This window comes from uncultured Bifidobacterium sp., assembly GCF_959020155.1.
Classification (GTDB): Bacteria; Actinomycetota; Actinomycetes; order Actinomycetales; family Bifidobacteriaceae; genus Bifidobacterium.
Map to the genome: position 1 here is coordinate 1 of NZ_CAUERC010000038.1, position 11,435 is coordinate 11,435.

Here is an 11,435-nt window from a genome sequence, read left to right on the forward strand (position 1 = left end):
CCGTGCCGGAACCGTTGCCCGTGCCGGAACCGTTGCCCGTGCCGGAACCGTTGCCGGAACCGTCACCCGGCTTGGTGTCGGGGCCGGGGTCGGGGTCCGGGTCGGGCGTCGGATCGGGATCGGGGTTCGGATCCGGTTTCGGGTTCGGGTCCGGATCGACCGGCTTCTTCTCCAATCCGTCGATGGCGTCACGCAGTGCGTTCTGCGCGGTCTCGACCTGTTCGGCGGTGGCGGCATCGTCGTCCAGCACGGTCTGCGCGGCGTCGCGCGCGGCGACGAGCGCGGCCCACGACTCATCCGTGTAGTCCGACTCGGCCAATCCCAGAGCCTCCTCGACCGTGGCCTTCAGCGTGGACTTGTCCACCGGAACGGGTTCGGGGCCCGGCGTGGAGGCGGCCATGTAGGCGATGACCGGGGAGATGTGCGCGGACGGCTTGTTCATGCCGGACGCGGACGTCGCGGTGACGCGGATCCAATCGCCCGCCTCGACCGCGATCTCGCCCTTGTCGGCGACGCAGTTGGCGAACTCCTCGGAACGCTGCTTGGAGACGGTCAGGTCGGCGAAGCACACCACCTTGTCGTCGTGCATGAGACGAAGCGTCAACGCCTTGCCGTTGCTGCCGTCCTGGCGCAGGTACGGCTCGTCCTCGCGGATGGACACCTTCACCGTGCCGGCCTTCGGCGCCTTCCACGCCATGGCGGAGCCACCAGCGGACGCGGGCGAATCGCTGATCAGGCCATGGATGGCGGAGCGGTCGGTGGGCAGGCTGTGGTTCGCGTAGTCCACGCCCGGACCGTAGTAGGTCTCGTACATCCAGTTCGGATACGTCGCGTCGAAGTCGGCGATATCCGACCACACGCCGTCGGCCTCGGTCTGACGCTGCCCGTACCAGATCGGACCCTGCACGCGCACCTGGAAGTCGTTCACCCAATCCCACGTGGTCTTCGACTTCACCACGTAGTCGTCGGACACGGTGGAACCTTTCGCGGAGAAGCGGAGCACGTCGTTCTCGGCGAGTTCTGCGCCGGCCTCCAACCGCACGCCGTCACGGTACACGCCCTTATCGGCGCCGGACGGTTCGGCCGTCACCTTGGCGAGCAGCTGCGCGACGGTCATCGGACTGTCGGCGGAGAACGGCGCGTAGACGACGTTCACACCGTCGACAGTCGCGGTCTCCAACTCGGACGAGCCGAGCGCGGCGGGCGCGGTCACCTCGAAGCGGGCGGTGGAGGAGACGCTGGCGCCGTCGTCGGCGAACGTCACCGTGACGGGCACGGTGACGGTGCCGCCGACCCTGCTGTTCAGCGTGACCGTGCCGTTCGCCATGTCGACACTCGCGCCGGCCGGCGCGTTCGCGCCGAGCGCGAACGTCGTGCCTTCCGGCACAGACGCGGCCGCGCCGTCCGCCTTCAGCGTGAACTTCGGCGTGCGCTTCAGGTCCGTGCCGGCGTCGCCGCGCACGGTCGGGTACAGCACGTTGAGACGCTGCGCGTGCGATTGCGCGACACGGAACGTGACGGTCGTCTCGTCGCTCGAACCGTCCGCGTACGTGACGACGACGGTGCGGGTGACGGTCGCGCCGTACTGTCCGGCGGCGGGCGTGAAGGTGACGGCGCCGGTGGACGCGTCGATGACGGGCGAGGCCTCGCCCTCATCGCCGCCGTCCTTGAAGGCGAACGCGACGCCGTCCGGCGCGTCGGCCTCGCCGCCGTCCGCGGTGAACGCGGCGGCGACGGCCGACTGCGTGCCGACGACGGCGTCCGTCGCGGCGTACGAGACGTCGTAGCGCACGTTCTGCTTCGGCGCGGCGGGCGCCTTGTCCTCATATGTGATGACCGGGCTGATGTGCAGCGACGGCGCCTTGACTCCGGTCTCGGCGTCGGCGACGATGCGGATCCAGTCGCCTTCCTGCACGTCGATCGAACCGTGCTCGGCGAGGCACTGCGCGAACTGTTCGGAGGACTTCTGATAGACGGACAGGTCGTCGGCCGAACAGAGCGTCTCGTCGTTGCGCATCAGCGACAATGTGACCTTCTTGCCGGCGTTGTCCGCGTTCTGACGCAGGTACGGTTCAGCGATCTTGTCGGCGAACGTCTTGAGCGACAGCATGACGGTGCCGGACTCCGGCGCCTTCCACGCCATGGCCGTGGGCAGGCCGTCGCCGGGCTTGTCGATCAGCAGGCCGTGCGTCTGCTTGCGGTCGCCGGAGAGTTCGGCGAGGGTGCCGTTGACGCCGACACCGTAGTACTGGTCGTACACGGTGTTCGGCCACGAGCCGTCGTATGCGGAGATGGTGGTCCACTCGCCGCCGGCGGACGTGCGGCGCTGCGCCTTCCAGTCGAAGTCGGCGACGCCTTGCTCGTAGTCCGCGACCCAATCCCACGTGATGCGCTGGCGGATCGTGTACTCGTCGGTCTCGTCCGTGCCTTCGGCGGAGAAGCGCAGGATGTCGCCATCGCGGACCGGTTCGGAGTCGGCGAGCTTCGTCTCGTCGTCCTTGGCGTTCCGGTCGGAGCCTGGGAGCAGGGAGAGCAGGCGGTCGAGCATGTTCGGTTCGGACTCGGCGGACCTGGCGTCGGCGGACTTGCCGGACTTGGCGTCGGCGACTCGGTACACGGCCTTGTCCACGCCCTTGTCGGCGGACACGTTGGAGAGCAGTTCCTTGACGGTCACCGGGTTCTTGTCGGTGAAGGTCACGTGGATGACCTTGGTCTTGTCACCGGTCCCGGAATCGGTTTCGGTTCCGGTCTCGTACTTGGAGGAGGCCATCGTGACGGACACCACGTCGCTTTCCACGGCGCCCAGATCGGGCCTGCCCTTGACTGCGTTGCCGAGGAAGTCGTTCTCCACCGCGTAGTCGTTGAGGTCGGAGACGACCTTGCCGGCGTTGATCGCCTTCGAGCCCGCGACCGGACGGTAGCCGTCGAACGCGGCTTTCTCGCCGGTGCGCGCATGCTCGGCGCCGCTCTTGAGGGCGGATGTCGGAGCCGAACCGGCGCCCGCAAGCACTGCGGACACGTCGTCGGCCTCGATGGCGTTGGCGTCGGAGGTGGGCTTGTTCGCGTAGTTGACGTACATGTTGTTGTCGTACGTCTGGCCGCCGTTCTGGCTGCCGCGGTTCCAGGTCTCCGTCTTCTTCGTGTTGGTCGCGTTGATGAAGATGTTGTTCTCGAACAGGGACTGCGAGTTGGAACGCTTAGTCAGCACCTGGCTGTCGGCGTCCACGTAGACGGTGTTGTTGTAGATGTGGTTGCCGGGGCCGTTCGACGGCAGGTCGAACACGCCCTGACGGTCGTTCTGCGAGATATTGTATCGGAACGTGGTGTTAACCGCGTACCAGTTGCAGATCATCAGCGAGGCGAAGCTGTTGCCGTACGAGTAGTTGTACTGGTACAGCGTGCCGTCGCCGTAGTCGGCGTCCCACGCCTGGCCGTCGCCGTTGCCGTGCTCGGCGTTGAGGTTGTTGTACATCTCGTTGTACTGGAACACTGGATCCTTGCAACGCCACGGCCAGATGCCGGCCGCCACGCGTCCGCCGTAGGAGCCGGGCTGCGTGTAGTCCTGCGTGTTGATGTGCTTCGAGACGCTGTCGCCCACATTGTGTTCGATGACCGGGCGGTCGCAGTACATCAGGGTGATGGCGTCGCCGCCGGCGCCCTTGACGTAGTTGTTCTCGATGCGCACGTTGGTGGAACCGTACTTCGCGATGAGGGCGTCGTCGATGGAGCCGTCGCCGTAGTTCGCGTCGATGTAGTTGAGGTAGGCGGTGTAGCCGACGGCGATGCCCCAACGATCCACGTCCTTGACGGTGCTGTTTCTGATGGTGACGTGGTCGAAGCGTGAGACGTGCTCCCTGAGCCAGACGTCGGTTTCGGCGCTCGTGTTCTCCATGGGGTAGTGGGCCATGAAGTAGATGCCGCCGTTGGCCATGTGCTTGTTGTAGATGTTGCCGTCCACGTCGTGGATGTAAAGGTTGTCGAGCGTCACGTTGCTCATCGTCGCGCCGTTCTCGGCGATGCCGGCCACGCCGGTGCGGTCCATGCGCGAGGCGCTGCGGTCGAGTTTTGTGCCGTCGGAATCAGGGGTGTCGGTCCACTTCCACGTGTCGATCGGATCGTAGACGTCCGCGTCGTCGTTGGTGATCTCCAGGTTGGAGACGGTGATGTACGACACGTCCTTGAGTAGCAGCGTGGTTGAGACGGTGCCCTTGTTCTTGTGGTTGCCGACGTTGGCACGGTAGTCCTGCTCCCACTGGCTGCCTTTGACGCCGTTCGACGCGATGACCGGCTTGCCTTCGTCGGCGTCGCCGTAGGCGGAGATCGTGATCGGCGCGTCGGCGTTGCCGGCGGTGTCCTTGATGTGCAGGTACTGGTCGTTGAATTCGGAGCCGTATTCCAGCAGCACCGAATCGCCCGGACCGAGGTCCGAGGCGATGTCGTTGACCTTGGTCAGGGACTTCCAGGGCGCGTTTTCGCTGGTGCCCGCGTTGGCGTCGTCGCCGTGTGCCGACGACACGTAGTAGGTGGTGCCTGATGACGTGGTCGTAGCGGTCTCCTTTCCTTGCGTTGCTGACTGCGCGAACGCAGCGGTCGGCAACGCCAGCGCGACGGCCACGCCCATTGCGGCCGTCGCGGCTATGGCTTGTCTGCCCTGACGGGATGTCATGCCGCTTTCCTTCCTTTCGATTGTGGCGCACCGGCGTGCCGGTGGGGTGCCGGGCGTGTCCGATATGTCCTCGGTCCGTTTCCGGTATGGCCTTCGGCGTGGTTTCGGTGTGGAACCGGAGCGGTCGCCGGTGCGCTTCGGTGTGCGTTCCGGTGTGCTTCCGACGTGCTTATGGTTGCCGGTGTTTTGTATGGGTTGTTGCTGTTTTCCGTGTTCTGTTGTTTTCTGTTGTTTTTCTTTTATTCCGGCTGTTCGCCGTGGGTTGATGGTGGGTTGATGGTGTGGTCCGGCCTCTCTGCCGGACGTTTCTGTAAACAAGGTTTACAAATCAATGAGTGTATCCGACATCGCGCATAACGGCAAAGCCGTACGGTGTGGCGCGGCGTTGCGGAGGCGTGGCGTGCGGTGATGGGGGCGTGGCGGCGCGGTGTGGTGCGACGGCGCGGTGCGGCGTTGCGGCGTGATATGGCGGATGTCCGGCGACGTGCCGGTTATCGGAAAAAGATATAGCCGATTCGCGGGCGCGCGGCGACGCGCGTCGCGCGACTCGCCTACGATACCGTTCATGGTCACTCCCAGAATCAGCTATGCGCACCTGCTCGCCGAGCCGAACCCGAAGCATGTCGAGAGCCTTCTGAAGTTCTTCGAGGCGGGGCGCTCCAAGCGCGGCACCGGTGGTTTAGGTGTCGAGATTGAGCATCTGCCGGTGCATGACGCCGACGACACGGCCGTAAGCTACTACGAGCCGAACGGCATCGAAGCGTTCCTCAAACGGCTCGCTCCGTATTATGACGAAAGCAAGGAATACTGGGAGAACGGCCATCTGGTCGGACTCGCGCGCGAAGGCGTTGCGGTGTCGCTCGAACCGGGCGGCCAGGTGGAGGCTTCCATCGGCGTGCTTCATGAGCCGGGCGACCTCAACGGCCTGTACGCCGACTTCCGGTGTGAGGCGGACCCGATCCTCGAGGAGCTGGGCTTCCGTTTCGTCAACTACGGATACCAGCCGAAGTCGAGTTTCGTCGACGTGCCGGTCAATCCGAAAGGCCGCTATGACGCGATGACCGACTTCCTTGGCCGCGTCGGCCAGTTCGGTCCGTGCATGATGCGCTGCTCCGCCTCCACCCAGGTGAGCATCGACTATGTCGACGAGAAGGATTCGATCGATAAGATGCGCGTCGGCACCGCCATCGGGCCGATTCTCGCATGGTTCTTCCGCAACACCCCCTACTTCGAGGGCCGTCTCAACCCGTATCCGCTGCTGCGCCAGCGCATGTGGGACTACCTCGACTTCCAGCGCACCAACGTGACCCCCGGCCTGTTCGACCAGCGTTTCGGCTGGGAGGACTACGCGCGTGACGTGCTGTCCACGCCGCTGATGTTCGCCGACCTGACGCACACGCCCGAAGCGGTGGAATCGGGGCTGAGCCGCAAGGAGCTGCATCGCGCCGCCTTCCGTGAGAACGCTGGCGAGGTCTACCCGGACCGCGAGCTCAACGCGTACGAAATCAACCACATCATCTCCACGCATTTCAACGACGTGCGTCTCAAGAACTTCATCGAGTTCCGCCACTGGGATTCGCTGCCGATCGAACGCGTCGAACGGCTCACCGAGATCATCGCGTCCCTGTACTACGTGCCGTCCAACCGCATCCGTCTCGAAAGCTACTTCGACGGGCTCACCGAGGAAGACGTGTTCGAAGCCAAGGCGAACATCCAGGCGCACGGCCGCGAATCCAACCCGTATGGCCAGCCGCTCGACTTCTGGCGTGAGTTCCTCGGCCTCGAGGGCCTGCTCGACGATATTCCCGGAGATCCGAAGCACCCCGACGTGTTCCAGCGCTGACCGGGTTCCATGCCGGCCGTGATTCGGGCCGGAGCGTCCTGGCGGGCGTTCTGGCCCTTGTCGTACCGGCCGCGGCCTGCCAGGTGCCGGGTGTGTTTGGTCTAGGATTACGAAAACCCCGGTCGGTGGTCGGCTGGCCGGGGTCGCGCCAGAACTCCCTGTTCACCATCACCGCCGACACGCACGAGGTGCGCCACAACCCCGAATACTACGTGATGCGCCACTTCTCCAAGTACGTGCGCCCCGGCGCGAAGGTGCTCGGCACCACCAGCCACTTCAACTCCATGGCCATCGCCTTCCGCAACCCGGACGGCACCATCGTGGTCGTGACCCAGAACGCGCTGGAGGACGAACGCCCGTTCGAGTTCGCCGACCCGGCCGACGCCTCCCGTGGCTTCAAGGCCACGCTCGCCCCGCGCTCCTTCAACACCTTCGTCATCGAGTGACCGCACGGAACCCAGAAAGGCGAACACAACCATGACCGCGACCACACCGGAAACCACAGTCGAAACGCTGCCCTACAAGAACCCCGACCTGCCCGCCTCCGAGCGCATCGCCGACCTGCTCTCCCGCATGACCCTCGAAGAGAAGGTCGGCCAGATGATGCAGCTCGACGCCCGCGGTGGCGACCTCGACGAGCTCATCGTGAACAAGCACGTCGGCTCCATCCTGCACACCAGCCCCGAGGACCTGCCGCGCGCCGTCGAAACCGTGAACACCAAGACCCGTCTCGGCATCCCACTCGTCATCGGCGACGACTGCATCCACGGCTACTCCTTCTGGCCCGGCGCCACGATCTTCCCCTCCCAGCTCGGCATGGCGTTGAGCTGGGACCCGAAGGCCGTCGAAGCGGCCGGCCGTGCCACCGCCGAAGAAGTCTCCTCGACCGGCGTGCACTGGACGTTCTCCCCGGTGCTGTGCATCGCGCGCGACACCCGCTGGGGTCGCGTGGACGAGACCTTCGGCGAGGACCCCATGCTCATCGGTGAGATGGCCTCCGCCATGGTCAAGGGCTATCAGGGCGGTGCCCAGGCCGGCGAGACGCTGCCGAAGGACGCGATCCTCGCCTGCGCCAAGCACTTCGCCGGATACTCCGAGACCCAGGGCGGCCGTGACGCCTCCGAAGCGGACCTGAGCCACCGCAAGCTTGAATCCTGGTTCCTGCCGCCGTTCGAACGCATCGCCAAGGAGGGCTGCGGCACGTTCATGCTCGGCTACGAGTCCATCGAAGGCGTACCGGTCACGTTCAACAAGTGGCTGCTCACCGACAAGCTGCGCGGCGCATGGAAGTACAACGGCACCCTCATCACCGACTGGGACAACGTGGGCCGTTCCGTATGGGAGCAGAAGGTCAAGCCCGACTACGTGCACGCCGCCGCCGACGCGGTCAAGGCCGGCAACGATCTGGTCATGACCACGCCGGGGTTCTACGACGGCGCCATCGAGGCCGTGCACACCGGTCTGCTCGACGAGTCGCTCATCGACGAGGCTGTCGCGCGCATCCTTGCGCTCAAGTTCCGCCTCGGCCTGTTCGAGGACCCGCGTCTGCCGGACGAGAAGCGCATCAAGGCCGTCATCGGCTCCGAGGATCACCGCCGCGTGAACCTCGAGCTCGCTCGCGAGGCCGTTGCCCTGCTGCGCAACGACGGCGGACTGCCGTTCGACGCGGCGCCGGCCGAAGCGATCCCCGGCTCCGGTGACGCGCCCGCGCGCAAGCGCATCGCCGTGGTCGGCCCGCTCGCCGACGACGCCCAGAACCAGCTCGGCGACTGGGCCGGCAGCTCCGGCCAAGTCGGCTGGATGCCCGACGGTCATCCGCGCGGCATGATCACCACCGTGCTCGACGGCTTCCGTGCGCTCGCCGGCGACGGATGCGAGGTTACCTACGCCCGCGGTGCCAACGTCATCGACCTCGTGCCCGACCCGGAGGGTGAGTTCTACCCGGACGGCCAGCCGCGCCCGAAGATCGGAGTGAGCGCGCCCGTTGACCGGGCCCTGCTCGACGAGGCCGTCGCCGCCGCGCGCGAGGCCGACCTCATCGTCGCCGTCGTGGGCGATGTGGTGCAGCTGGTCGGCGAGACCTGTTCCACCGCCACGCTTGAACTGCTCGGCGGCCAGAACGCGCTGCTCGACGCACTCGCCGACGTCTCCCGCGAGACCGGCAAGCCGATGGTCACCGTGCTGGTGAGCTCCAAGCCACAGGTGCTGCCGCGTTCCATCGTGGGCGATTCCGGCGTGCTCGCCGGCCGTTGCAACGATCCGAAGTCCGGCGCCGGATCCATCCTGTGGGCGCCGAACCCGGGCATGGAGGGCGGACAGGCCATCGCCGAGATCATCCTCGGCGAGGTGAACCCGTCCGGCAGGCTCCCGATCACCTTCCCGTGCCACGCGGGCCAGCTGCCGGTCTACTACAACCAGATCCGCGGCCAGCACGGCAACCGCTACGCCGACCTTACGCAGGACCCGGCGTTCGCGTTCGGCGAGGGCGAAGGCTACACGACGTTCGCGTACGGTGAGCCGACGATCGTCGGCGGGGCCTCGAACGCGGACGGCACGTTCGCGCAGACCGACACCGTGCACGCCGAGATCGCCCTCACCAACACGGGGCGCCGCGCGGGCACCGAGGTCGTGCAGGCGTACGTGGGCGACGTCGTCACCTCATACAGCTGGGCCGACCGCGAACTCAAGGCGTTCCGCCGCGTCACGCTCGAACCGGGCGAGACCGCGACCGTCGTGTTCGACATTCCGGTCTGCGACTGCACCATCGCCGACGCCGATGCGAACCGCATCGTCGAACCCGGCGAGTTCGAGCTGCTCATCGGCCACTCGTCGCGCCGCGACGACCTCAAGCGCACCACCTTCACCGTCGCGTGAATCTGCTCTGCGTGAGATGCTCTCGCGTGAGCCGGTCCCGTGTGAATCGGTTTCGTGTGGGCCTCATATGTTTCCGCCCGCTCCGGTCGTATGCTGGAGCGGGCGGTGTCGTTTGTGCGGAACGGAGCAATGATGCGGAATACTGATGAGAGGGCCATGCCGGAAGACGATGGGCGAATCAACGGAGTGAACCTCGGCGGCTGGCTGGTATTGGAACGGTGGATGACGCCCGGCCTGTTCCGTGCGAGCGGCGAGGAGGACGAGATCTGGCTGCACCGGTCCACGGACCCGGCCGAACTGGAGCGCCTGCTGCGCCGTCACCGCGACACGTACATCACCGAGGACGACTTCCGCGCCATCTCCGCGCACGGGCTGAACCTTGTGCGCATCCCCGTGCCGTTTTTCATCTTCGGTGACGTGCCCGGGCATCCCGGATGCGTCGAATACCTCGACCGTGCGTTCGACTGGGCGGAGAGGGCCGGGCTTAAGGTGCTCATCGACCTGCACACCGTGCCCGGGGCGCAGAACGGGTTCGACAATGGCGGCCTGACCGGCGTGGTCCGCTGGCATACGACGCCGCGGCAGGTTGCGTTCGCACTGGACGTGCTCGAGCGTCTCGCGCGACGTTACCGCGACCGCCCTGCGTTGTACGGCATCGAAGTGCTCAACGAGCCGGTCGACCGTCTCACTTATCTCATGTCGCCGTCGAGCTCCCGGGCGAAGGATCCGGGGGAGGCGCGGGGGAGCGGCCACGTTCCGATGCGCTTCCTCAAACGGTTCTATCGGGCGGCATACCGATGGCTGCGCCCGGTGCTGGGCGACGGGCCGGTCATCGTGTTCCATGACGGATTCCGCCTGAACCGCTGGCGCGGCTGGTTCGTACGTGAGGGCATGCGCGGCGTCATCATCGACACGCACGCGTATCTCGTCATGTCGGAACGGCCCGAGGTGCTGTTCCGCATACTGCCGGACGCATGGCTTATGCGCTGGTACCGGCTGTTCGCGGCGTGGGGCGCGCGCCGCATCCGCCGTGCCGCGCGCTTTACGCCGGTCATGGTGGGGGAGTGGTGCGTGGCGAACGGGCTTGCGGCGCGCATGGGGGAGTGCGGGGCGCAAGGTGAGGTCGCGTCCGTTGATGCGTCTGGTGGTGCGTTCGACGGATATGGTGCGTTCGGTGACGGCGGTGCGGATGTTGGAGACGGCGCATCCGGTGACGTCGGTTCGCGCGCGGGCGACGCCGGGGACGGCGTCCCGTCGCCCGCCGCGCGCCGCCGCGCCGTCTACCTCCGCGTCGCCGCCATGCAGCTCGACGCGTGGAACGTCTCCGCCGGTCAGGTCTACTGGAGCTATCGACTGCGCGGCGGTCGCGGCGAGTTTGACCGTCTCGCGCCTCCCGCGCCCGGTATGGGTGACGGGGACGCCGCCGTGATGGACGACACGCGCCTCGACCCTTGGGATCTGCGGCATGTCTGGCATGCGGGATGGATGGGGTGATGGTTCGGGATGACGGTGATTGATGACGCGGTGGCGGAGGTGATGTGCGAGACGCGCGATTTACGGAAGGGTCAGCGGTATCCGTCCCATAAGGGGGAGGGGAACAGCACATCCTCGCAGTCGACCCACATGGCGTTGAGATCGCGACCGGGAGAGCGCAGCCAGCGCAGCTGAATGCCGTCCATCATCGACAGGCCCGCCTGAAGCACGTGCTCCACGTTCGCGCCGTCGGGTACTGACCAGTTGATGTTGAGCGCGTTCGTCACGCTGCGGCGCTCGCGGTCCGCGAAATAGTCGTGCGCCGGATGCTTTGAATCGAGGGCTTCGATCGCGAAACCCTCGACATGCCCGCCAAGCAGATCGCCCTGCTCGAACAGGTCGCCGCCGCGAACCAGAACGTCGTGGTCGTGCTGTCCAACGGCTCCGTCGTCTCCGTGGCCCCGTGGGCCAAGAACGCCAAGGGCATTCTCGAATCCTGTCTGCTCGGCCAGGCCGGCGGCCCTGCGCTCGCCGATGTGATCTTCGGCCAGGTCAGCCCGTCCGGCAAGCTCGCCCAGT

General features: G+C 66.2%; 4 protein-coding genes and 3 pseudogenes. 5 read left to right on the forward strand and 2 right to left on the reverse strand.

Going from position 1 to position 11,435, the window contains the following annotated elements; all coding sequences use genetic code 11:
• The coding region (locus Q5H31_RS07545; protein ID WP_133240705.1) for a right-handed parallel beta-helix repeat-containing protein at positions 1–4,666 on the reverse strand (4,666 nt) is incomplete at its 3' end.
• Positions 4,667–5,231: 565 nt separating this feature from the next.
• Between Q5H31_RS07545 and Q5H31_RS07550 the strand changes: the two genes are divergently transcribed.
• The 4 genes and pseudogenes from Q5H31_RS07550 to Q5H31_RS07565 all read left to right on the forward strand — a co-directional run bounded on the left by Q5H31_RS07550 (position 5,232) and on the right by Q5H31_RS07565 (position 10,877).
• Positions 5,232–6,509, forward strand: coding sequence for a glutamate-cysteine ligase family protein (locus Q5H31_RS07550; protein WP_013410698.1), 1,278 nt, complete (start codon positions 5,232–5,234; stop codon positions 6,507–6,509).
• Between the two features lie 149 nt (positions 6,510–6,658).
• A pseudogene (locus Q5H31_RS07555) lies at positions 6,659–6,955 on the forward strand (glycoside hydrolase family 30 beta sandwich domain-containing protein); the annotation flags it as partial.
• 31 nt (positions 6,956–6,986) lie between these two features.
• On the forward strand, positions 6,987–9,383 hold the full coding sequence (locus Q5H31_RS07560; protein ID WP_013410700.1) for a glycoside hydrolase family 3 N-terminal domain-containing protein: 2,397 nt from the start codon (positions 6,987–6,989) through the stop codon (positions 9,381–9,383).
• A 156-nt stretch (positions 9,384–9,539) separates the two neighbouring features.
• Positions 9,540–10,877 (forward strand): glycoside hydrolase family 5 protein, encoded by a 1,338-nt coding sequence (locus Q5H31_RS07565; protein WP_118214055.1) that lies wholly within the window; start codon positions 9,540–9,542, stop codon positions 10,875–10,877.
• Between the two features lie 71 nt (positions 10,878–10,948).
• Here Q5H31_RS07565 and Q5H31_RS07570 read toward each other — a convergent pair.
• A pseudogene (locus Q5H31_RS07570) lies at positions 10,949–11,203 on the reverse strand (TetR/AcrR family transcriptional regulator); the annotation flags it as partial.
• On the opposite strand from Q5H31_RS07570, the pseudogene Q5H31_RS07575 reads away from it, so the two are divergent.
• Positions 11,195–11,435 (forward strand): annotated as a pseudogene (locus Q5H31_RS07575) (glycoside hydrolase family 3 C-terminal domain-containing protein); the annotation flags it as partial. The pseudogenes Q5H31_RS07570 and Q5H31_RS07575 sit on opposite strands and share 9 nt — an antisense overlap.

What these genes read in the sequence shown, in the direction of transcription:
- Q5H31_RS07560 (WP_013410700.1), top strand. Translation starts at nt 6,987, where the DNA reads ATGACCGCGACCACACCGGAAACCACAGTCGAAACGCTGCCCTACAAG.
- Q5H31_RS07550 (WP_013410698.1), top strand. Translation starts at nt 5,232, where the DNA reads ATGGTCACTCCCAGAATCAGCTATGCGCACCTGCTCGCCGAGCCGAAC.
- Q5H31_RS07565 (WP_118214055.1), top strand. Translation starts at nt 9,540, where the DNA reads ATGCCGGAAGACGATGGGCGAATCAACGGAGTGAACCTCGGCGGCTGG.